The sequence below is a fragment of the Calditrichota bacterium genome (assembly GCA_013151735.1).
Taxonomy (GTDB): domain Bacteria; phylum Zhuqueibacterota; class JdFR-76; order JdFR-76; family BMS3Abin05; genus BMS3Abin05.
In genome coordinates, this window is the sequence record JAADHR010000161.1 from 1 (window position 1) to 25,296 (window position 25,296).

The window sequence follows — 25,296 nt, forward strand, 5'->3', positions numbered from 1 at the left end:
CGGACGGAACGCCGTTTCTTGCTCTGGAAACGGGAGCGGGCGCACGGGGCTTCACGCTGTGGTACCCGGAGCAGACCACCGATACCTTTGACCCCTACCCGTGGGCCATTCAGGCGCAGGGTCCCCGCTGCTGGGTGAAGGATGTGGTCATTGGCAATGCCTACCAGGGCGTGGATTTCGGGTCCTTTCCCAGCGACGGGCACGTCATCAGCTACGTGGGTGGATCCCCCTTGAAAAGAGGAATTTACATCAGCAAGAATTCCGGCGAAGGCTGGCTGGAAAACGTGCAGTTTAACCCCCACTACTGGCTGCGGAGCCCGGGTTACCCAAAGGCCAAAGAACCCGATTTTCAGACGCTGATGGCCTACCAGCAGGCGCACTTGGACGCCTTCACGCTGGGGGCGTGCGAAAAGGAACATGTGCTGGGAACCTTTGTGTACGCCGCCAATCGGGGGTTCTATTTGGCCAACGAAGGCGCCCCCTGCCACGCCGATGTGTTTCTCCACGGCACCGACGCCGGGAGTTACGGCGTTTTTCTGAACAGTCCCGAAGGCTCGGTGGTGAATTTTATGGCCTCGCAGTTGGTGCTGCTGGGAGCTACCCCCAACGGGATTGTGGCTTCCGGCAACGCTTTTGCCGGAGACGCCCGCTTTTACGGCGTTCTGGCCTGGGGCACCCACGAGGGGCCGACGGCAGCAATTGAAGGAACCGGCCGGGTTCTGCTTCAGCAGGTGCACACGGATAACGGCGTGTTTCGGCTCAATGGGGGAACCGTTCGGGTGGAAAATTCCGTGATTCGGCAAAAATGGAATCCCCAGTTTATTGTCGGGCCCGATGTAAAATCCGTCAAAATCTACGGTGTGTGGGCGAAGGGCGGTTTCAAAATGGAAAATCACGCCGGCGATCGGGTAGAGGCGGACTACAATTTTCAGCAGAGCCGGCACGGGGTGGAACTCAAGACGGGCTGGGAGGATAGCGATCCGCCGGACGATTGGGAAAATACGCTGTACGGATTGGAAGTCCATCAGCCCTCGGGAATGCATTTTCAGTGTGCGGCAGAAGCTTCGGATTCCGCCCACAGCGGGAAAAATGTTCTGGGGGTTTCGGCGGAAGACTTGCCCAATCCGCTGGCCGCGCTCTATTTTAAGATTTTTCGGGTGTTCATTCCTGTTTACTCTTCCACCGAACTCAGCTATTTTCTTCGTCCGAAAGATGACGGGGGACGCGGCGTCCACATCGATTTGCTCTTTACGGACGGCACGCGCCTGTCCGATTTCAATCCCGTTGCCCGGGATTCCATTCCGCTGACGGCGGCGCGGGGTGAAATCGGGACGTGGCAAAAAGTGGTTTGTCCGGTGGGACAGTACGCCGCGGGAAAAACCGTCCAAGAAATTTTGGTGGGAGCGCAAAATCCATTAACAACCCGATTTCACGCATTTCTGGACGACCTGACCCTGGAGACAGCCCACCGCCTTCCGGAAGGCTGGCAGGATGCCGATATTGGAAATGCCTCTCCCCCCGGTTTCGCTGTTTTTGACCGGGGTTCTTTTTTGGTGACTGCCGGCGGCTACGGTCTTGTGGGTTACGCCAACGACGCCTTTCACCTTGTTTTTAAAAAAATTAAGGGGGACGCCACGCTCACAGCTCGCTTGGACCAATTGGACGATGTGGGCGGAACGGCCTTTGCCGGAATCATGATGCGCGGATCCACAGCCGGGAAAGCCCCCTTTTTTGCGATTTTTTCCCAACCGCGCTACGGGGTGTTTACCAAGTGGCGGGCCGCTTCGGGAGCCAGTATTCAGTCACGCGGCCACCGCGAGATTTCCCCCAAACCGCCCCTCTATTTTCGACTGGTTCGAAAGGGAAATCAGCTCGCCAGTTTCTATTCTCCCGATGGCACCACCTGGAACGGCCCCTTGTTTCAAACAACGATTGCCCTCGATTCGACCGTTTTAGTGGGATTGGCGGCCAGTTCCGGTCCCCTGGCAAAAACAATGCGCGCCGCCTTTTCGAGGGTATCTGTGCTCAACTATGATATCACAGGCGCAAACAAAAAAATGGACAACCGGATTCCCCAAACGCTTGAGCTGGAACAAAATTATCCCAATCCCTTTTATTCACGAACGGATATTTGCTATGGATTGCCGAAGGCCGGGGCAGTCAAGATAATGATTTTTAACCTGATGGGGCAGCGGGTGCGTTCTCTGGTGCAGACCAGACAGGAGGCTGGTTTTTATCGGATTCGCTGGGACGGAACCAATGACGCCCGCCAGGCGCTTCCCAACGGCGTCTATTTTTGTCTGATGCGAGCCGGCCACCGGACGCTCATCAGAAAAATCATCCTATTCAGGTAGTCGCAGGCTTTATGCCTGCGGCATTTTGGGGAGGCGCACCCGTAAAGGGTGCGGTTACGCAGGGAAAACATGGCAAATGGAGGGGTGATATCTCTATAAAACAAAATTTTTTAAATAAATTCAAAATAATGTATTTCGTGCTTGACTTTGGAAATAAAATTTTTATATTAGAAGCGAAATCAATAGGATTTTAAAACCTGCCCAAACGATGATAAACATGTTTCACTCAAATAAAAAATCAAACCACCAAAAAATCAATGGGGTCATGGGGTCTTATTTTCCGGTTGGGTGAAGGGAAGACGTGTTCGATGCTTTTTGAGGTTCTGTTATCCCACTTCCCAAAAAGGGTCAAGGAAGCGGGAAGAATAATCTATTGGGATTAAATCCGTCCCGTACGGATTTGGAGGAGGTGATGAACCTTTCCAACTTATTAATGAGCCCACTTCAAACACTGTGAATGACGCACATGTCGTGAATTTCAAAATCAATGAAATCAAGCCAAAAAAGGCATGCAAGGCCGTGATTCATTTCTTTTTGAATCGGCTCATTAATAGAGTCACATATTATCCTGGAAAATGAATAACTGAGAAAGGAGGTCGCATCAATGGGTCTTCGTCAACTACGACGGATAGCTGGGGTCATCCTGCTCACTTTCTTCACTGTTTTCCCTTCATTAATATGGGCAGGGACCACAGGAAAAATTGCCGGGTATGTGCGGGATAAAAGTAATAATCAGCCATTGCCCGGGGCAAATGTTATGATAGTGGGAACCCAGATGGGAGCGGCAACGGATGCTCACGGCTATTTTTACATCATTAATATTCCACCGGGTGTGTATCAAATTCAGGCCAGAATGATTGGATATCAGACGGTGCTGATGAAAAACGTCCGGATACAGGTTGATCGTACCACAAAAGTCAACTTTTTGTTATCTCCCACCGTGCTTAGTTTGGGGAGAGAGGTTGTGGTTACGGCCGAGCGCCCACTCATTGAACCGGACGTCACAACAAAAACCAACACGATTTCGGCAGATGAGATTAAGAATATGCCCGTGCGGGGCGTGAATGACATTATGACGCTGCAATCGGGGATTATGGAAGTAATGGGCGGGTTTAATAAGGTTCCCGGTTTTGATTCCCGAGGAATTGATGATGTCCATGTTCGTGGGGGGCGGAACGGAGAAATTGCTTACATGATCGACGGTATGTATGTTGAGGACGCTATTTATGCCGGAATGGGAACCATGCTTAATCGCGAGGCCATTCAGGAATTGACCATCATTACGGGCAATTTTAACGCAGAATATGGTCAGGCGCAGTCATCGGTGGTTAATATTGTGACCAAAGAAGGCGGGACACGCTATTCGGGACTACTGGAGGCCAGCAGCGGAGAAATTGCCGGGAAATTGGGATCAAAGCCGGATGATCTTCGAGACAAACACGAACTTATCGGGTCCTTTGGCGGTCCGGTCCCATTTATTAAACGAATGAATTTTTTCTTCTCTGGCAGTCAATCCTTTAAACGTTACGCGGTTTATCAGTTTGATGATATCGTTTATGACCCCAAGAATCCGGACAAAACGACCTGGAGTTACGGGGCCTATCGAAAGGCTTTTAAATGGGATACGATTCCCGGATGGCGGGCGTTTGGGTTTAATTTCGCGTGGGATTTTTCGGGGAAATTGACCTACCGGCTCAACCCGAGCATGAAACTCATCCTGACCGATCGATTGACCGAACGCCGATTTCGAAATTTTGACTGGGCCTGGCAATATGCGCAAGCCGGGCGGCATGTGGTAACGGATCGCACCGATCAGCAGGGATTGATCTGGACCCACCAATTAAGCCCATCCACATTTTACAATATTCGAATCAGCCGTTTTTGGAAGGGGCGGACCTTCCGCGTACACGGCATCAATCATCATGAATTAACCCCCGGTCATGCGGATAAACTTCTTGAATTGGGGGCCACAAAGGATCCCCGCGGGTTTGGGCCTCAGGAATATCCGTCGCGGTACACCGTAGGGGGATTTTATGCCCCCATGCGGTTTGTTCGTTTTGATACGATGAGCGACGGGGAAATCCGGCAGGTTTATACCGGAAGCGCCACCCAGTACTGGACGCGAACCTATCAGCAAACACGGGAATTTTCTATTACGCTAACCAGCCAGATTCAGCGGCACCATCAAATTAAAACGGGAGCCGAGTACAAAAATTACGACCTTTATTTCTTGGAATTCCAATATCCCTGGATTCAAAATCCATATTCCGAGTACTACTTGAATCATCCTGAAGAAGGAAGCTGGTACATTCAGGATAAAATGGAATACGACAATCTGATTATTAATGCAGGAATACGGTTTGATTACGCCAATTCAAAGGGGTCGATGTGGGAGGATCCGACGGATCCGAGCTCACCCGTGGTTACCGGGAAGAAAAAATACCAGTGGTCACCGCGTCTGGGAATCGGACATCCGATTACGGATAAAGCCACCTTCCATTTTGCTTACGGTCACTTTTTTCAGATCCCGGAATACCGGAATCTGTACACCAACAACGACCGTGATCTTTCGACGCCTCGTCCACTGTTTGGAAACCCCAATCTCCGTGCGCAGCGAACCATCGCGTACGAATTTGGTATCCGCCAGCAAATTGGCCAGAACTGGGCCGTGGATGTGACCGCCTGGTCGAAAGAAAGCAGTGAATTAACCGGTACCATTAATGTGACCGGTTTTGATCCCCATGGTATTGGCCTGTATGATTACTATGTGATGGTCAATCACGATTACGGCAGCTCCCGCGGATTGGATATTACCATCGAAAAGCGGTACAGCAACTATTATCGCGGACAAATCAATTACACCTACTCGGTGGCAAAAGGAAATCAATATTATTCCTGGGCCGGGTACTGGAATTCGGTAACCGCAGAAACCGAACCCAAAAAGGAATATCTGATGCCCTGGGATCAGCCCCACACGCTGGATGCCAATATTTCGCTCATTTTCCCGCGGCATTTTGGGCCCCGGGTCTGGAAGTTCAAACCTCTTTCAGAGTTTTATCTTAATTTTATTGTTCGCTTGCACAGCGGATATCCTTACACGCCCACATCAGGCGGCCAGGCGCTGGAACCCAATACGGGCAGACGGCCCTGGTATTTTGACATCGATACGATGATTCGCAAGGATATCCGGATCTATGGCAGTACCAAGCTTGCCATTTTTTCGCGTATTTTCAACTTAACCGATCGAAAGAATCCTCTCTTTGTCTATTCGGAAACGGGAAGCCCCACGGATCCCGGGCCGTACGCCAGTAAGACGGCCACATCGACCTATTACGATCGGCCTCATTATTTTGGCCCGCGGCGTTCCATTGATTTTGGGCTGCAAATTCTATTTTAATCCGAAGGCCAGGCGAAACGCGTTTGAACAGTGGATATAAACCTGAGAATGATGGAGGTTTCCTCATGGACATAAAACAAAAAGTCGTTTTTCTTTTGATACTGCTGCTTGCCCTTGGCGTTTGGGGTTCCCAACAGGCGGGTGTGGCGGCAACCAAAAAATCGGCCAAAAACAGCTACCTGAAAAAGCCACAGAAAAATATTGATTTTGCGGCAGGGATTCTGGACGCGGGAAAGCTGCAAAATGCGGTTTTTAATGATGGACGGCTGGCAACCTGGAGTTATCGTCCGTCGGTGCCGGCTGCCTTTTACAAAGGGTGGTCTTATATTCCGGACTTGAGTATGATGATTGGCATCCCGGAAGATTCGTCATGGACACCCAAAAAGATCGACCCGGCCACCGGGAAACTGGTGAGTTTGGGCCCGACGGTTTCGGAGCGATTTGTAGCCGCTGACTGGGGACCGCGCGCCGGATCCTACGGCAAACTGCATTCAGGAGATGCGACCGTTGGTGATGTCATTAAAGGCACCAGCATCAGCGCTGTACCCCTGATGGCTACCAGCACCATTAAAAAGAGCTGGCCGAAGGATTCCAATGGCAATCGGTTTTGGCCGGGGCCCTGGGCGGTCGATCCGGTAACCGGCAAGGTGAACGTGGGCCAATTCACATCTGATAAAGATATCTTTTTTAGTATTACCGACTATGATTTGAACGATCAGGGAATTCCCTACGCGGATGCGGATAACGATACCATGCAAGGCTATCCCATCGGAATCCAATTGGATATCTCCGGGTATTCTTATGGCCGGTCCTACGCGGAAGATATCCTCTTTTTCCCCATGAAAATTATCAACAAGAGCAAGAATAATTACCACGGCATGTACGTAGGATTCTACATGGATGCGGATATCCCTGAGTACAATTTAAGCACAACTGTAAATGATCGAATGGATTGGATGAGCTTTATTAAGGATGAATACGATCCGGAAACCGACTCCACCTATAATTACAACATGGCGTTTATTTACGATTACCGGTGGGGGACAGGTGATTTTAGCGGAGTCTCCGATCCGGATGCCTGGAAGGTCTACGCAGCCATTAAACTGTTGGATACGCCTTCCGATCCCAACACCGGAAAACAATTGGGCATTACCGACTGGCACTGGTTTCAATGGGAAAACCGACCGGGCGTTATTGATTCCAAACGCCAGGAACTCATCCAGTACAAGGTGATTAGCGGGGACACCTCCGGGCTGACACCTGAGGAAAGCGATGCCTATTTCTGGCCTGATCCCAACGGCAATCTGGACCCTCATTTTGATTCCCCAAAGGGCATTCAAACCATGTTCCCGGATGGATTGGATTGCGTGTTTATTATGAGTTCCGGCCCCTTTGATCTGGCAGCGGGCGATACCACCATTTTTTCCTTTGCCATGATTATGGGCGACAATTTAAACGATCTTAAGTTTAATGCCCGCACGGCCCAATTCATGTACAATTTGCATTACCAGGGTGCCGATCCCCCCAAAGCACCTCACGTAACGGCTGTGCGCGGAAAAGGGCGAATTACGCTGTACTGGGATCGCGTATCGGAATCTTCCATTGATGTTATGACCGGTTATCAGGATTTTGAGGGCTATAAAATCTACCGCACCACCAGCGACCCCGTCAACAACGAATGGGGTACGGAGATCCGGGATTACCAGGGCAATGTGCGGGGTTTTATCCCTGTGGCTCAGTTTGATTTAAACGACGGCATCAAGGGACCCGATCCGCAAAACCCCTATTTCAATCTCGGAAACGATACAGGACTCAAACACTCCTGGACGGACTCTACGGTAAAAGACGGGATTACCTATTGGTATGTTGTCACGGCGTACGATCGGGGTGTTCGACCCGAAGAAAAATTCAATCCGGATCACTGGCCGCTACTGAACGCGCTGGAAACCGCGAAGGGAACCAATCCCGATGCCACACCCAATCTGGTTGAAATCGTTCCCGGACCGACCCCAACAAACTTTGTGGCGCCGACCCTTACCCTGAAACCCAAACCGGGCACACTGGGGAATGGACAAATAACCGCCACCATCATTGATCCCATGGCCGTTACAGGCCATACCTATGAAGTGAGTTTTGATGACACCACATCCCGGGGAAAATTTCTCTACAATGTGTGGGATGTCACAGACAAAAAATGGGCGTTGAAAGGGGCAGATGAAACCCAGGGGCAGGAAGGCCCGTTTTTTGACGGATTGCAACTGACGATTGTTAATTATTCAGCGATTAATCTCTTACCGGATTCTTCTGGATGGATAACCGCAACCGGTGATTCTTCAGATGTTACCTGGAAATACTCCGCAAGCGGTTTCAGCAATCCGCATAATTATGAGGTGCGTTTTACCGACAGGGGAGATACCAGCGTTTTTGTGCCGCCCCTGATTCGGGTGCCATTTGAGGTTTGGGACGTCACAACGCACCAAAAACTGGATTTCATAAGTTTCCCGGCCAAAACCGATACGACCGAAGAAATGAAAAATACCTGGACAAGCAACGATGCCTTTGTTGTTCGCGAAAAAGTGAAAGGACGGGTGCGCAGCACTTTCAGCTTTCAGCTGGACGGAACGCCGGATACCGTTATCACTCAAATCGATACGACCATTAGCGGAAGAGATACAACGATTGTAGACACCACCGTTGTTCCCCGAATCGCTCCAAAAACGGGTGATATTTTGCGTTTGGTTACAACAAAACCCTTCAAGCGGGATCGGGATGTTTTTGTCATTGAAACCGCTCACTACAAATTAGAGAAAACGGTAAATACAAAAGAACTGAAAAGAGTCCGGGTCGTACCCAATCCCTACATTGTTTCGGCGGAATGGGATCGCAATCCAAATATTCGGCACATTCAATTTCGAAATCTTCCGGATAAATGTATCATACGAATATTTACGGTGACAGGCGACAAAGTGGAAACCCTCCATCACGACAACGCCTCCCAGGGCTGGGAATTCTGGAACATGCAAACCTACAACGATCAGGAAATTGCTTATGGTTTGTACCTCTACATCGTGGAAACGCCCGATGGAAAAACACAAATGGGAAAATTTGCGGTAATCAAATAAAATGATGTCGTTAAAAACGTCCTATTTTGGAGGAAAATAAATGAAACGGATGATTCTTTCTCTTACACTTGTTCTGAGTCTGATGGCGGGTCTTTTGCAGGCTCAGGAAATGAGTCGTGTGGCAACGGCTGGCGCTCAATTTCTGAAATTTGGTGTGGGTGCCCGGGCATTGGCCATCGGAAGCGCGTATGTTGCGTTTGAAAACGATCCCTTTGGACTGTACTGGAATCCCGCCAGTGTCGCATCCATCCAGGGAACCGCATTCGGGATTTCACGAAGTAATTATTACGGAGCGATTAATCACAATTATTTATGCGGGGTTCTTGGAATGGGAGAAGGAGCTTTGGGAGTGAGCGTTACCTATATGGGAACCGATAAGATCGAGGTAACCACGCTTTCATCTCCCGATGGAACAGGCACCTATTTTGATGTGGGAAACATGGCCTTCGGATTGACGTACGCCCGAAATGTGACCAATGTGCTGAAAATGGGAATTACCGCTAAATGGGTTCGCGAACGCATCTATCGTGAAACCGCCAATGCCGTGGCGCTTGATTTCGGATCGGTTATTAATACGGGATTAGGCGGAGTCCGGTTAGCCATGTCCCTGACCAATATGGGACAATCGATGCAGCTTCGGGGCCCGGACCTTCGGGTTTCCCACGATCGTTTTCCAAACAATCCGGCGGAAGCCAATGTAAAGGCCGATCTTTTCACAGACAAATGGCCGCTCCCAATGGTGTACACAATCGGTTTGCGAACGGACATTATTGGCGGGGATGGAGAAAATATCCCCAGTCAGACACAACGCCTCACATTTGCGTTTGCCGCAAACGACGCGTGGGATGCGGTTCTTCGAGGGAACTACGGATTGGAATATGAATGGCGAAATCTGTTTTCCATCCGAATCGGATTTCTTCAGAAATATGATACCGCGCGATTTACCCTTGGCGGCGGGTTGAAATATCAAATGGGACGAACCCTGATTCAGGTCGATTATGCCTATGTCAATTACAATTATTTAGGTAACACGAATCATTTTTCTCTGGAATTTTATTATTAAATTCCTTATATTTGATGTGTTATGGCATAATCTTCTATTTTCAAGTAAAAAACTTTCCTTTTTTACCGGGGGCAAATTAAGCAATTCTTTACAAACAGCGTTCCGGATCATTTTCCTGAAAACAGGAAATGTATTTCCAATTTGGAATGATTTCCTGCATTTCATTACAAGGTGCACGTTTTTTGGGACGGTCATATTTCATTTCTTGGTTTTAAAAATTGCTTTTGAACCAAACTCCTGAAAGGAGGTGAGGGTGCACATCTAAAACCTATCCTTTTGCACATTAAACATTTGAATAAGGGAAGGGAGGTGATAAAGTCGATTTATCGAATAGTCTATTCGATATGCAATTACATTGTGAAATTAAAACGACTTAAGGAGGATCAGAAATGAAGAAAAAATTTTGGGTAGTGTTTTTTAGTTTGTTTTTAGTACTGGCATTTTCCTTGACGGCCATGGCAACTAATGCCAAAAAATACGCCGTGTTGCGTCCTGGCAACCCTGGCCATCAGAGTGATGCCATTTTTATGACAGCTGATGAATTGAATTCCCCTAATTTGGGACAGATGATCCAAAAACGTTTTGCCAAACTGAGCAAAGCCGAAGGCATTATCGATACCCTGAAACACACCTTTAGCGGCGTCAATTTCGGGTTTGCGGATGGCGACACCATGGCGGCCTTTTTCCGTCCCCCCGCCGGATGTATTGTGAAATCGGTGATCATCCAGTTTCAAAAATGGAGCAGCCAATTAACCTCGGCGTTCAATCTTTCCATCTATAATTCCAATTACCACGCAACCGAAATTCCTGCCGATAAACTGTACGGCAATTTCAGCCCGATCAATTTGGGATGGTGGGATGCGTCCGGGAATTGGGTGCCTCAGGTTCCGTACAGCTTTTATCCCCTGGGCGATTTGCTGTGGGGCGATTTCCCCATTAGTCTGGACCCCAACAAAGATGTTCAAACAATTGAAACGCCCATGATTTATCTGGGATATGAACCGGACGTTGGTCGCAATGATTTTATGATTGTGGGCCGGCCCGTAAAAGGCAGCGGTCAGGATTACACCGGTATTCCTTCCGGCGCCGTTGGCGGCAATCCATTGTACCTTGGCTTCAAATGCTATCATACCGGCCGAATCGGAGAAACAACCACACCGTCCTGGTGGATCCGGGAATACGGCTGGACGATTTGGGTGGTGGTGGAATTCTATGAAAATACCAAGCCGACTATTGAAAGTATTGCCCAGTTGCCCAACACCTATAAAACCGGCCCCTTTACGGTAACATCGATGATTAAGGATATCGATGCCAATGATGCCAATCAGGCCGGTGTGGCAGAAGCCTACCTGCATTACAGCACAAATGCCACAACCTGGGATTCTGTCAAGATGACCGGACCCGCTACTGGTGGAGAATTTTCGGCTGATATTCCTTCCGTACCCCCGGATTCCTGGGTTTATTATTATGTGACGGCCAAAGATCCTCCGGGATTGTACTCCACTACAGCCGACGCCCCCAAGAAATTCTGGGTAGGGAAATCCACCGATGCTTCTATCTTTCTGTTGAATCAGGGCGGCGATTACGGAACCGTTTTTGATTCCGTTTATGTGTCGGATTTAAAGGCGCTTGGATACAAATTTGACCACATGTTCGGTACGGTCGATGAATCTGTCTGGCTGCCTCAGTATACAACATGGATTGTCCCCGCCGGCGGACGATCTTTGCCCACGCTGAAGGACACATTGGCCGACAACAAATTCAAAGATTTTCTGGATGGCGGCGGAAATCTCATGCTTTGGGCAGATGAATTAATTGGAACGTACTATGGATGGCCGGGTGATACCCTGATGACGGCCCCCGGATTCTTCCATGATTATCTGCATATTGCCGAGGCTTTTAGTGACGCACCCTATGATATGATTCTGGATGTTCCCGGCGATGGCTTTGCCGATGCGTTAACCGATACCATTCATCTCACGTTTCCGGCCAGTGTGCCCAATTACTGTGATGCCATTACGCCTACGTCGGATGCAGTCAAACTGTTTACCTGTACGCCCGATACATTTGTTGACAGAAACGGGGCCAATGTAAACGGTGCCGGTCTCAAATACGACGGGTCTTACAAAGTGGTGTTCCTGCCCTTTATTCTGGGTACGGCAGATGAGAATGCCCGCCAAACCATCCTGAAGAGCGCTCTGGATTTCTTTGGGGTCGGAACAGGAGTAGCCGAAAACAACGGAACCTCGCCCTTTACGTATGAATTGGGCCAGAACTACCCGAACCCATTTAACCCAACCACAACGATCTCTTATAGCCTGGCAAAAGCCGGTCAGGTAAATGTGGCGGTTTACAATTTAATGGGTCAGAAAATTGCCGATCTGGTAAATGGCTACAAGGCTGCCGGTTCCTACCGGGTGGCCTGGAATGGCAGAGACATGGCCGGACACAATGTGGCCAGTGGTGTGTATTTCTACAAGATAAAAGCCGGTGATTTTACCATGACCAAAAAAATGGTTTTGATGCGGTAACGTCATCTGGTTTAACGGACGGATCTGTTTCTTGTGGCGGAGGGCCGGAACGGCCCTCTGCCGCTTATTTTTGGTTCGTCCAAAATGCACCATTTCCATTGAGAATGTGCAAAAAAACGTATTCTGTAGTATTAAAATTCGTTTAAAATTTATGAGTCTGTTCTAAAAAGCCTTTGCCCGTTCATTTCACGACTCCACGCGAATTGATTTTATTGAAATTAATTGTGTGTTATTCGTGATTCTTGGAGTGAGCTCGCTTGATGTGTTTCAATAAAGAAAAGCTATCCTCTGGCTGAAGTTTGTTGTAATTCAACTTACGTTGGCGCCATGGGCGGCTCGATTGGCTTGCACGAACAGAACTCACGTAGCGTTTTTGGCCCTAATTCAGCATTTTTCAAACCCGGTTTTGAGAAGGTGCGGCAACAATCCCGCGGCTTTTAGAAAAGCGATACTCGGGAAAGCATGGAGAATTTATGAAGAATAACTGGCTCCGGCTGTGCGTCGGAATTTGGTTGGGAGGTGTTCTTTTTCTTGTACAAGGATTCTCTGCGCCATCTTTATTAGGCTCCACAAAAACCCTTACACGATATTTTTCTCAGGAAAAAATCCAGTTCAAAAAATGGAATGGATTTGACGTCGTCTCTTATCCAAATGCAGAGGTGACACGAAAACCGGGCTTTCCCCAGTTGCCGGTTCAAATCATTCGGGTGCCCGTGCCTTTCGGCAGCCGGATAAATTCTGTAACCGTGCTCAGACAGCAGGTTGTTGAAATTCCGGGCCGCTACCGGATTTTGCCTGCCCAACCTCCCCGGGTGCTTTCGGATACACGTCCCATTTCTTTTGTTCCACCCGATCCGGTTATCTACCGTTCACGGTCTCTCTTTCCGGATTCCAGCCTGAGGCTGGGAGCGGTGGAGTCTTTTTTTAATCAGTTCTTTGTTGAGGTCTTTATTTACCCGCTGCGGTACCGGCCTTCAGAAAAAAAGCTGTTTTTGACCCGGTCTCTTTCAATTGAAATCAATTACACAGAAAATCCCTCTGCGTTTTCGGAACGTCCTTCGGTGAAATGGCCTCCCGAAATTCAAAGAGATCTCAATAACTTTTTTGACATCCAGTCCCCTTTGTTGCCCGATCTCTCGTCATTGAAAAGATCTTTTGGCGAAAATGACTATCCCTACCTGATTATTACGGATGATTCGTTGGTGTCGGCTTTTCGGCCGCTGGCGGACTGGAAAACCCGGAAGGGCCTTCCCGCCAAAATCCTGACTACACAATACATTGCCGGAAAATATTACGGTCGCGATCTGGCCGAAAAGGTAAGAAGCTGCATCGGATTTTATCATCAGTACAAAGGTACCCTGTGGGTGTTATTGGGCGGCGATACGAAATATGTTCCCCTCCGTTACGCCTGGGCAATGGATTGCGAAGCGCACTACGCTCCCAATGAGAATAATATTCCCGCAGACCTTTATTTTTCGGATCTCGACGGCATCTGGGATGCCAATAAGAATGGAATTTTTGGGGAGGTTAAAGATCGAATCAACATGTATCCGGATGTCTTTGTAGGGCGTTTTTCGGTAGATTCCAGGGAACAGGCCCGGGCGTTTGTGAATAAGGTACTGACCTATGAAAAAAATCCTCCCCGGGACTATGAAACCAAAATGCTGTTCCTGGCCATGATTTTGTGGCGAGATCCCTTTACGGACTCCGGTGAAGGAAAAAATTTTATTGACCAGGCCTTTGTGCCCCCCCGGTTTGATCCCATTACCAAACTTTACGAATCCCTGGGCAATGAGAGTGTCCAATCGGCCACGGATGCCATGAATGAGGGGTACAACATCATTAATCACGATGGCCACGCCTGGTACAATAGCATGGGCATGGGGAATGGTTATTTTGGTCTATGGGATGCAGATCACCTGAAAAATGCGCCCCGATATTCCATCCTTTTTTCAATTGGATGCTGGCCGGGTGCATTTGACCACGACTGCATGGCCGAGCACCTGACCCGAAATCCGAACGGGGGCCTGGTGGCCTTTATCGGGAATTCCCGTTACGGGTGGGGATCCCCCGGGAACCCCCAATATGGTTATTCGGACCGGTTTGACCAGCAGTTTTTCAGGCAGATATTCAAAAAGGGGGTGTTTCACATTGGGGAGGCTCTGGCACTGGCCAAAGCCAGCCTGGTGCCCTTTGCCCGGCAGGAAAATGTGTATCGCTGGTGCGAATATGAAATCAATCTTTTTGGTGACCCGGAAATGCCCATCTGGACGGATAGTCCGCGGAAGTTGACGGTTCACCTGCCCGCGGCTGCTTTGAGGGATTCCAGTGAAATCGGCATTACTGTTCAAGACAGCCTGACTGGAGACCCGGTTTCCCATGCCCTTGTTTGCTTTCAGCAAAAAGGGCGGTTTTATTTTTCGGGCTACACGGACCAAACCGGGCAGATGTCCCTTTTCCTCAAGAACCTGACGCCCGATACGAGTCTTTCTCTCACCATTACCGCTCACAACTACTTGCCCCTCGAAAAACGGCTGCCAGTTCGAACCCGGGGTGCTTTTGTTCGGGTAACGGCTCTTAAAATAGATGATTCCGACGAAAATGGCGACGGGATTTGGAATCCCGGAGAGCATGTTCGGTTCGAGGGCACACTCCGGAATTTTGGCGATGAGGAAGCCAACCCTGTTCGTATGGTTTTGCATTCCAACAGCCCCCTGATTTCGATTGCAGACAGTGTGTTGGAAAATTTTCGACTGCCTCCGGGGGATTCGATCACGTTTAAAGGGTTCTCAGCCGATCTTTCGAAAGAGGCCCGAAATGGGGACATCGTTCCCCTCGTATTTGCCCTATCAAAAAATGGGGATCCTCCCTGGAAGTCCTTTTTCAATGAACGCGTGGGCACGCCCGTTGTGAAGATTTCTCGTTACCGCGTGGATGATCGGGCAGAAGGAAACGGTAATTTTGTTCCCGATTACGGCGAACATTTTACACTTCGATTTTATCTGGAAAACTCAGGATTCGGTTTTGCCCGGGATCTGACCGTGGATATTCGTCCTGATTCATTATGGCTGCAATTGGATCAACACCATTTTGAGGGACTAACCCTTTCGCCGGGATCCGAGACCTACGTGGAAACCAAGGCTTACGTCAATCCGAGTCCCTTTACGCCGCCCCGAACGCGGCCGGTTGCGGCCTTTCCTGAAGAATTGGTAGAAATTACCGCCCGGAATTACCAGACCACGGATACCGTGCGCGTAACGGTTGGGAATCCTGGTTTTAACTGGAAGCCGGGCCAGGGATGCGTTATCCCGTGGGATATGGGCGGCGACAATAATTTGTGGCATTTGTCCAGCAATCGTGTCCATGGAGATTCCCTGAGCTGGTACTGTGGAGATGAAACCTCCCACCGCTACGTCAACAACATGGATGCCTATTTGCGCACCCTTCCTTTTGTGTTGGATCAAAAATCGGAATTGACTTTCTGGGCGTGGTACGATGTGACGGTTTACGGCTCCGACGGGTTTTATGTAGAGGTCAAACCGGATACAGCGACCCAATGGAAAATACTGGATTTTATCGGAAGCGGCGGGGCGCTGCAGCCGTTTTTAATGGGAAACGGCTGGCTGCGTTATGGATACGATTTGTCGGATTATCCGCCCGGCACGCAGGTGCAGGTGCAGTTTCGGTTTGTAAGCGATGATAAGGATGTGGCGGAAGGGGTGTACATTGAGGATGTCTCTGTACATACCCAATTGGAAACAGATGTTTCACAATCCGGGTGGGATACGGCGTCGAAAGCGCCGGTTCCCGGTCATTTTGAGGTTAAACAAAACTATCCCAATCCCTTTAACGGCCGGACGGTGATTCAATATGATTTGCCCGAGTCGGTTCGGGGAGGTGAATTCGATATTTATAATATTCTGGGAGAGAAAATCGTTTCCCAGACCATCGGATCACGGCCGGCCGGCACCTATCATTTATACTGGGATGGCTGCGATCGGTACCATCGGCCGGTGAGCACGGGGGTTTATATCTACCGTCTCCGCCTGGGACGTTTTCAATCTGTAAAAAAACTGTTGCTGACACGGTAACTATTTGGAAAACAACCCTGGATTTTGTCTCTGAAACATTCTTCGACGGAAAAAACGTTTGAAAGGCTGGCATGTGTGAGAAAATCCGAATTGGGTCAGTTTTGCATAGTGGAGAAAATTCTGATCATGCTTTGATCGGAACGCAGATACCCGTATCCATCTGTTGATATTGGGGAGTGTTGAATCATTGAAATGGAGGTTAGGCAAAGGCATGAAACGATTATTTTCAGTGGTATTGGCTGCGTTGTTCTTGTTCCAGGTGAACAGTTTTGCTGAAAAACCCGCACGTCATCAGATAAAGAACTACCTCTTCGATGGACGGGGTTATGTTCAACCCCATAGAATTTTGATTAAAGTAAAATCACGTGCCGTTTCTATGATGAGAGGAATTTCATTCCGGAAACCGATGTCTGTAACGGGATTGACTTCCGTGGATCAGAAATTACAAAAGTTTGCCCTCAAATCGGTTAAAAAATACCTGTTTCACAAACCCATTCCGTTAGGGGTGCCGGATGATATCGACAGAATTTACGAAATTCAATATGCTGCCGATGTTCCTCCCTGGCAGGTTGCACAAGAGCTGGAAACGGATCCGAATCTGGCCTATGCCGAACCGGTTCCCGTATTTGTACTGGATGCCACACCAAATGATCCCATGTACTCTCAACAGGAACATCTTCCTCAAATTCATGCGCCGGAGGCCTGGGATGTGGTAAAAGGCAATGCCGATGTTGTGATTGCTGTAGTGGATTGCGGTGTGGATTACAAGCATGAAGACCTGGCGGCCAATGTGTGGGTCAATGAGGCCGAAAAAAATGGCCAACCCGGCGTGGATGATGATGGAAATGGGTTTGTGGATGATGTGCATGGTTACGATATTGCGGAAGGGGATCCCGATCCCATGAGCCCCCCGCCGGATCCCGATGGATATTATTCCCACGGCACACACGTAGCCGGCCTGGCCGATGCCGTAACCGATAATGGCGTGGGTATTGCAGGATCAAGCTGGAATTGCCGGTATATGGCCGTGAAATGTGCCAAAGACGATTCGCCTCGGTTTATTACCAACGGATATGAAGGGATTACCTATGCAGCAGATAATGGTGCTGACGTGATAAATTTAAGCTGGGGCGGTGGCGGCTATTTCAAAAGCGGACAGGATATTATGAATTATGCCTATAATAAGGGCGCGGTGGTGGTCGCCTCGGCCGGAAATGATCCCACATCCAAGCCTCATTATCCTTCTGCGTTTCGTCACGTGCTCAGTGTGGGGGTTGTTGACGCCCACAATCAGAAACCGGCGTGGGGTACCTGGGGGGTTTCAGTCGACCTGATGGCACCGGGGTATGAGGTGTTATCTACGCTGCCAGGCAATAAATATGGCCGAATGTCCGGAAGTTCCATGTCATGCCCGGTTGCAGCCGGAGTCGTTGCTCTTGTGAAGTCGGAACATCCCGGCTGGTCTCCCGACAGCTTAATGGAACAGGTGGCGTTTACGGCGGATAATATTGATGTTGAGAATCCCGGCGTGGCGGGTTTGTTGGGCGGTGGGGTGATTAATGCGTATCGAGCCGTGACAGAAAAGAATCCCACGCCTCATCCTCCAAAGCTTATGCTGACAAGTACGGATATTTCCGATTCCAGCTTGGGAAACAACAATGGGATTTTTGAACAGGGAGAAATCATCACGATTCAGGCCAAATTTCACAATTATTCCATGGGTACAGGCACCAATCTGTTGTTTTTTATGGATGCAGGCAGTGATTCCAGTATTGAGCCTCTGAATTCCCCGATTTCTGTGGCGTTTGTAGACAAGGAATCGGATGTGACCTTGCCTGAGAAATTTTCCTTTTTGATCAAAAACGGGGCCAAATCGCACATGGCGAAAGTGGCTCTGGGCTACACCTGTGATCAGGGATATTCACGTGCCGATACCATCAGCATTCTTATCGGGAAAACACCTATTCTTCTGGTGGATGACGATGATGCTGAGAATAATGTGGAAGGCTTTTACATTTCAACCCTGAAAAAACTGGGTGCAAACTATGGAATCTGGGATCATACAAAAATGGGAACGCCTTCCGGAAAATATCTCTCCAATTTCCCGATTGTGATCTGGTTCTGTGAGTGGGCGTTCCCCAGCCTGGATCCTTCCGACCGGAATGCCCTCAAAGCCTACTTAACGAATGGGGGTAATCTTTTTCTCTCCGGGCAGGATATTGGCTGGGATTTAATGGATGCCAGCAGTACCAATCATACGTTTAGTTCCGAGCAGTTTTTTACCACCTATTTGCATGCTGACTATATCGCAGACGATGCGGATGACTATCGCGTAAAGGGTGTTTTTGGGGACCCGATCGGGTCTCGTTTAAAATTTGAGATTAACCAGCCTGGCCGTGACGCAACCAATCAGTACCCGGATGTCCTTGCTCCGGAAAAGGATGCTTTCCCGGTTTGGCAGTATGAAGTAAACGGGGGATTCGGAGGGGTCCGTTATTCCGGGGATTATAAAGTGGTTTATTTCGGTTTCGGTTTCGAGGCGATTGATGCACCAACGTCTATCAGTCAGGCCTCAAAGGTCACTGAAAATCGGGAAACTGTCATGGCCCGGGTGCTGGACTATCTTAACCCCTTGATTGTTACGCCCTTGAAAGATTCAGAAAATACGGACGTGGCCTTTCCGATAGAAGCCATTCTAAAAAGTGATACCATCGGATTGAACGGAGTGAATTTGTACTGGAGATTTCGGAATCAAACGGAATTTCAAAAAATTCCGATGAGTCGAAAGGACAGAGTATTTGATGCTTCCATTCCCGCTCCCCACAAATCGGCACATATTGAATATTATCTGGAATTGGAAAACACCTATTATAACTGGCAGGCTCCTCCGGGAGCACCCGAGCATCTCTACCGCTTCTATGTGGGGCCGGATACCGTGGCTCCCAAAATTGCCTATGAAAAACTGCCCAATGTGTTGAACGGAGAGAGCCCCTTTTCGGTTACGGCAAAAGTAACAGACAATATTGGGGTTGATCCCAATTCTGTTTTTGTGCACTTTCGGTCCAAATCGACCCCCGAAGACAGCATGGAGCTCAGTCTTAAAGCAGAATCCGGATTGTTTACGGGAGCCATTCCTCCCGTTGTTCCTTACGGGGACACGCTCTTTTACTGGTTTTCCGCAGCAGACAAATCGTCTTTGAAAAATCGTGCCTTATCCGATACAAGTTATTTTCTGATTGGTCTGGATGATTTTGAAGGAGGGCTTTCGAATTGGTTCGAAAATCCCCCGGGCTGGGGACTGGATGAAACGTATGCTCATTCGGGACACTTTTCTATTAACGACAGTCCGGGAAAGACATACGGTTTAAACGAATATACGATTATTGAAACCAATTTTGAATTCGATTTTTCACACACATCAAAGGCCATGTTAAGCTTCTGGACAAAATATTATCTTGAATTTGATCATGATTTTGGTTATATTGAGATTAGTTCAGACGGCGGGACGACCTGGGAACAATTGGGGGAAAAAATCGGGGGAGTATCCACACGGTGGAAAGAAATCAGGCGTTCCCTCACACCTTTTACCGGTCCGGGATTCAACCATGTGAAATTGCGTTTTCGGATGGTTTCCGATAATCATCAGGGACCTCCATTCATGGGGTGGTTTATTGATGATGTCCGGGTATTTGAAGGTGAGGATCTGACAGATGTTGCTTCTGAAACAAATTCAAACCAACTTCCGAAACAATGGGAAGTGTTGCAAAATTATCCTAATCCTTTTAATCCTGAAACAAAAATTACAATCCGAGTTCCCAAAAAACAATTTGTACAGATAGATATTTACAATACTGTTGGTCAATGGGTAGCAACCCTTGCAAAGAAAAACTTCGTTCCCGGAACCTATCAGTTTGTCTGGAAGGGAGCCGATGCAAGGGGGAATTCGGTTCCATCCGGAATCTACTTTTTGCACGTCAGGGGCAAAGCATTCAATCACACACAAAAAATGATTCTCATGCGGTAAAAAAATGAATGAAGGAGGTGATGAATTTTCTTGATATCCTGGAAAAATTAAGAAGGGAGGTGATGTGTGAGAACGTGCGCATTTGATTCTCAAGTGTGCGCGAGGGAAATGACCCGTCATTTCCAAATTAAAGCGTTTGCGTAACAGTTAACCAAAACGGAGGGTATTAACATGAGTAAAAAGTTGTTTGTATTGACAACCCTTGTCATGTTTGTTGTTTTTAGTGCATTTACGGCATTTGCCTCGAATTCTGCCAAGAAGTCCGTGGTGAATGCAAAAAAATTATCTTCACCTAAAGCATCCATCAGCATGATTCGTTCAAATGGAGACCGGGTGAATATGGCAGCTACGCCCTTGTTCTCCGATGATTTTGAGGGAACCCAGGATTCATGGTGGCCGGATGCCAGCTGGAATAATACCGATTCACCCAACGGAGGCCGGGAGTTTTCCCAGTCTACATGGGAATACACCGATGCGGAATCCTACAGTGCAAGCCATAGCTGGCATAACTTGACCAATGTCAACCAGCATCTGGATTTCCTGATTTCGCCCGTGTTTCATGTTCCGGCTGTCGTCACCATTGACGGCGTAACCAGTGAACTCAAGGGCGGCTTTATTAATTTCATGGCCAAAATGGATTCCACAAACGGTGCCGTGCTTCGTGTTTATGTAAGCGATGCCACACCCTTGTGGAATGTTTCGGATGCAGATCCCCATTCAGGTGCCAATAATTACAATATGACACAACCCGATGTGCCGCAGATCCGCCAGTGGCTTATTTCCCCGCAAATTGATCTGACTTCAGCCACAGCACCCAAATTGTCGTTCTGGCACAATTACATCACCGAATTGGAATGGGATTACATCGCGGTTGATGCATCAACAGATAGTTTTCAGACCTACACCAATTTGGCCGTTTACACGGGTGAACAAAAAGATTACGTAGCCGATACACTGGATCTTTCCGCCTTTGCAGGAAAGAAAATATGGTTCCGTTTTCGCTATACTTCAGATGAAGGCTACACGGAAAAGAACGCCCACTGGGATGTTGACGACATTCTGGTATCCGATGGCGCTGATACGATTTTCTATGACGGTGCCGAAGGAGCCACATCGCCATTCACAATGGCCGGTTTTGGCGGTGGCGATCCGAATGGTATTGCCGCAATTAACTCTCCCATTGGCGATTGGACAAAAGTCGATCTTGGGAACATTCTTTTAAAAGCCGCTAAACCCGGTTCAGATGTTCGGATGGCGTTTCAATGGTCAACCGCCGGACGAAATGTTGACGGAACAGGTATCTACATTGACGACGTCAATGTTATTCCCATGGGAAAACAACATATCGACGTGGAAGCCATTGGTGCTGCCGGTCTGACCCAGGCTCGTCTGGGTGTCCCGTTGAATGCACAAGTTGTTATTGCCAACGTGGGTCTGGATACACTGAAAGGCCGAATTACTTGGACAGCCAAGGTGATTGAACACCTTGAAGCGGCTGATGGTTCAGACAGCGCGGTTGTTGTGGGCAATATGGTGGGTTTGAAACAGGTCACGGCTTTTGCTCCCGATACCAAGATGTTCGTTGAGACCCTGGAAAATACCCGGTGGACACCTATGGAGCCGGGCAATTACACCTTCGATGTAGATGTGATCTTCAATGGCGATACCTATATGGCCAACAACAATGCCAAGGTCGATTTTGAAGTTCTCGGCCCTCCATTTGCCATTCCGGTATATCGTCAGGATTTCGAACCCAGAGCCGGTGAAACCTCTCTCGAGGATTTCGGCTGGACAGTAGACAATAAAACGGATCACGGCTGGGTGTACGATTCCTGGATTTATGGCATGGGTCCGTCAATTTCTGGCTATTTCTATGGATGGACAGGTGATTCTGCCAGTGCGGCCATGCCCATTGATGCCACCATCACCAGCCCGGTGATTGATATTTCGAAGGTCAATCCACACAATGTCCTGTTCATGAATTGCTATATCTATTTCCGCCCGGGTCATGGGGGTCTGTCCGCTCCGTGGGGCACGCAATTCAGCGATATTTCCGTGGAATATTCCGTGGATGGCGGTGCCTGGCAGAAGGCCTTCTACTGGGCCGATGACGACACCCTGCCCGGTGATATTAATCGCTGGCCGCGTACACCGGAAGGTGTTCCTTATTGGCATAAAACGGATTTGGTTCTCCCAGGCGCTGCCGGCGGCGATCAACTGCAAATCCGTGTCGTATTTACATCGGATAATTCCTACGTCTTCGGAATCAACTTTGATGAAGTTGTGATCTACCAGGGACTCATCAATCCCTTGTTAGGCAAGGTAATGGATGTTCCGAATGACAATGGAAAACAGGTTCGCCTGCGGTGGATGCGCTCCTGGAATGATCTGAATCTGGTTCCCGGAGTAAGTTTACAGACGCCTGTTACGCATTACAATGTGTGGCGGGGTATTGAAGCCAATGGTGCAGAGGCCAGACATTTTACAACCACAAAAGAGATGCTCAGAAACGCTTCCGAAATGAAAATCGGTGATAAGGTTATTATCGACGATCATCACATGCTCTGGGAATTTGTGGGCAGCGTTCCGGCAATGGGATGGAAGTACTATTCTTACGTGGCACCCACCACGGAAGATTCCCTCGAAACATCCTTTATGGTTTCTGCCCATACGGTTAATCCCAATATCTTTGACTATTCCAACATTAGTTCGGGTATGTCCGTTGATAATTTGGCACCCCACGTGCCTGGCGGATTAACCGGTGCCGAAATGGATTTCCATGCCGTCATCGGATGGAATCCGGTTCCGGATGAAGACCTGATGTTCTACACCGTCTACCGGAAAGATGCCAATGGCAATTGGGTGAGATTAACCCGTACCACGGATAACAGCTATGTGGACACCAATGTGCAATTGGAAAAAACATATTACTATGCCGTAACCGCTACGGATTTTGGCTGGAACGAAAGCGAAAAATCTCCTGAATTGCCGATATTTGTGACCAGTGTGGATGGCAAGCTGACCAATGCGATTCCGACGGATTATGCATTGAATCAGAATTACCCGAACCCGTTCAACCCAACAACGGAAATTCGGTATGCCATTCCGAAGAGCGCCAATGTGACCATCTCGATCTACAATGTCTATGGTCAGAAGGTACGCACACTGGTTGCCGGACAAAAATCTGCCGGTTACTATGTGGCCACATGGAATGGTCGTGCGGATGATGGACATGAGGTTTCTTCGGGTGTTTATTTCTATGAAATCCACGCCGGAAAATTCACCGCAACCAAGAAAATGACATTAATGCGGTAAATCTTCTATTATAAGAAAGCCATCCGGATCTCCGGGTGGCTTTCTTTTTATTATTTAAAAGGCCCAAGTGGGAGGAAAATATGTATCGTAAGGTTGTTTTGCTTTTAAGTGTCTGGTTGATAGGAATAGTTTTGGCAGGCTGCGGCGGAAATTTGAAATCACTTACTCAGCCGCCTACCTCTGAAAATACGGTTCTTATCATCGGGCAGGTTATTCTTGAAAATAATTTTTATAACACAAACCAGACGGAAGTGGTTAAAAACGGAATCCAGGTGGCGGTGATTGGACAGATCGAAAAAAATGGCAAGAAAAAAATTGTGGGATATTGGGCCACTACGGATGAAAACGGCTATTTTTACCTGGCAGATGTTCCCAACGGAGTCTACAATTTAAAAGGGATTAAGGGGGTGGTTTCCCGGGGAACACTGGTTACGATTACCAATCCCCTTAAATATACAGGAAGTGTGTTTCAAATTCAACCGGGTGAAATTGTCATTTTCGACGGCCGATTTTTCCCGTTTAAACCCCAGAATAGAATTGTAGATTTGCAGCACAATCTATTTGTTATCGATAAAACAAGTGAGCGCACCGGAAGCGTTAATCACATGGCCTATCTGTCATTGAAGAATGCCAAACTGGTGACCGGCGAGACGATTACCGAGCCCCCCGTTCCAAAATATTTTCTGGAAAAGTACCCCACCAGTCCCTGGAAACCCTATCTGGAAAAACTGCTGGAAAGCGAAGCACGAATGGAAGCAGAATGATCATCTGCACAGAAAAGCACATGCAAACAAGATGAATGTGATCCTTGCGAAGGGGCCAAACCTTCGCAAGGATAGTGCATCTAAATCTTGATGGTTTCAGAGACCGGGTAAATAGGTGGGTTGCCCCTTTTCTTTTTCCAACCAGACCGGATTGGAATAGGCTGTTTTTCCGGCATGGGTTTTCACTTCAACACGCACGTAAGCCTTTGGTTCGTTTAGCGTGATCTTTCTAAAAATTACGGCGTCATATTCGGAAGTCGCCGTTGTCTGATACCGTAATACGGTTTCGTGGATTTTGTCCGGCATTTTTGAAATGCGCCCCAGAAGCAGTCGAATGGTTTGCGGTTTTCCAAACTCCGGTGTGGAGACTATTTTTGCGTGTATTTCAAAGGTGAAACCCGAAATGGTGTCCCCCATTTCCGCTATGGCCTGCACGTTGTTTTTTACCCGAAGGTGAATAGCGGGGCCGTCGGTAATAAAACACTTTCCCGATTTTAGCGCTTCTAAAATACCTCGAATGGATAACTCCTTGGTAAATACTCCTGTCCGCTTTTCCCCCAAAATCTGACGGACCATTTCTTTCATTTTGAAAAAGGGAAAGCTGACCTGTCGAAATCGATTAAAATTGCCATGGG

11 protein-coding genes are annotated in these 25,296 nt (G+C 48.4%); 10 read left to right on the forward strand and 1 reads right to left on the reverse strand.

Features of this window, described 5'->3' with window-relative positions; genetic code table 11:
• The 10 genes from GXO76_11400 to GXO76_11445 form a co-directional block, all read left to right on the forward strand.
• Positions 1-2,354 (forward strand): T9SS type A sorting domain-containing protein (locus GXO76_11400; protein ID NOY78462.1); only part of this gene is annotated, 2,354 nt, incomplete at its 5' end.
• 11 nt (positions 2,355-2,365) lie between these two features.
• A complete protein-coding gene (locus GXO76_11405; protein ID NOY78463.1) occupies positions 2,366-2,548 on the forward strand; it encodes a hypothetical protein in 183 nt (60 codons plus the stop codon).
• Between the two features lie 410 nt (positions 2,549-2,958).
• Entirely contained in the window at positions 2,959-5,751 is a 2,793-nt protein-coding gene (locus GXO76_11410; GenBank protein NOY78464.1) for a TonB-dependent receptor, read from the forward strand.
• A gap of 65 nt (positions 5,752-5,816) precedes the next feature.
• Positions 5,817-8,873 carry a hypothetical protein gene (locus GXO76_11415; GenBank protein ID NOY78465.1) on the forward strand — a complete coding sequence of 1,019 codons (3,057 nt, stop codon included), beginning with the start codon at positions 5,817-5,819 and terminating at the stop codon, positions 8,871-8,873.
• 40 nt (positions 8,874-8,913) lie between these two features.
• Positions 8,914-9,936, forward strand: coding sequence for a PorV/PorQ family protein (locus tag GXO76_11420; protein ID NOY78466.1), 1,023 nt, complete (start codon positions 8,914-8,916; stop codon positions 9,934-9,936).
• 389 nt (positions 9,937-10,325) lie between these two features.
• Positions 10,326-12,467: a T9SS type A sorting domain-containing protein gene (locus GXO76_11425; protein NOY78467.1), complete on the forward strand. Its 2,142-nt coding sequence runs from the start codon at positions 10,326-10,328 to the stop codon at positions 12,465-12,467.
• Between the two features lie 473 nt (positions 12,468-12,940).
• Entirely contained in the window at positions 12,941-16,558 is a 3,618-nt protein-coding gene (locus GXO76_11430) for a T9SS type A sorting domain-containing protein (GenBank protein ID NOY78468.1), read from the forward strand.
• Between the two features lie 211 nt (positions 16,559-16,769).
• Positions 16,770-20,582, forward strand: a complete 3,813-nt coding sequence (locus GXO76_11435; GenBank protein ID NOY78469.1) for a S8 family serine peptidase — start codon at positions 16,770-16,772, stop codon at positions 20,580-20,582.
• Between the two features lie 171 nt (positions 20,583-20,753).
• Positions 20,754-23,897 (forward strand): T9SS type A sorting domain-containing protein, encoded by a 3,144-nt coding sequence (locus GXO76_11440; protein NOY78470.1) that lies wholly within the window; start codon positions 20,754-20,756, stop codon positions 23,895-23,897.
• 80 nt (positions 23,898-23,977) lie between these two features.
• The gene (locus tag GXO76_11445) at positions 23,978-24,661 is read left to right on the forward strand and encodes a hypothetical protein (protein ID NOY78471.1); all 684 of its coding nucleotides are present in this window, start codon (positions 23,978-23,980) and stop codon (positions 24,659-24,661) included.
• A 96-nt stretch (positions 24,662-24,757) separates the two neighbouring features.
• On the opposite strand, the gene GXO76_11450 is transcribed toward GXO76_11445, so the two are convergent.
• On the reverse strand, positions 24,758-25,237 hold the full coding sequence (locus tag GXO76_11450) for a hypothetical protein (GenBank protein NOY78472.1): 480 nt from the start codon (positions 25,235-25,237) through the stop codon (positions 24,758-24,760).
• Positions 25,238-25,296 lie beyond the last annotated feature (59 nt).

Coding starts and splice junctions, on each gene's coding strand:
- GXO76_11435 (NOY78469.1), top strand. CDS start 16,770: ATGAAACGATTATTTTCAGTGGTATTGGCTGCGTTGTTCTTGTTCCAG.
- GXO76_11430 (NOY78468.1), top strand. CDS start 12,941: ATGAAGAATAACTGGCTCCGGCTGTGCGTCGGAATTTGGTTGGGAGGT.
- GXO76_11425 (NOY78467.1), top strand. CDS start 10,326: ATGAAGAAAAAATTTTGGGTAGTGTTTTTTAGTTTGTTTTTAGTACTG.
- GXO76_11415 (NOY78465.1), top strand. CDS start 5,817: ATGGACATAAAACAAAAAGTCGTTTTTCTTTTGATACTGCTGCTTGCC.
- GXO76_11410 (NOY78464.1), top strand. CDS start 2,959: ATGGGTCTTCGTCAACTACGACGGATAGCTGGGGTCATCCTGCTCACT.
- GXO76_11420 (NOY78466.1), top strand. CDS start 8,914: ATGAAACGGATGATTCTTTCTCTTACACTTGTTCTGAGTCTGATGGCG.
- GXO76_11445 (NOY78471.1), top strand. CDS start 23,978: ATGTATCGTAAGGTTGTTTTGCTTTTAAGTGTCTGGTTGATAGGAATA.
- GXO76_11440 (NOY78470.1), top strand. CDS start 20,754: ATGAGTAAAAAGTTGTTTGTATTGACAACCCTTGTCATGTTTGTTGTT.
- GXO76_11450 (NOY78472.1), bottom strand. CDS start 25,237: ATGGTCCGTCAGATTTTGGGGGAAAAGCGGACAGGAGTATTTACCAAG.
- GXO76_11405 (NOY78463.1), top strand. CDS start 2,366: ATGCCTGCGGCATTTTGGGGAGGCGCACCCGTAAAGGGTGCGGTTACG.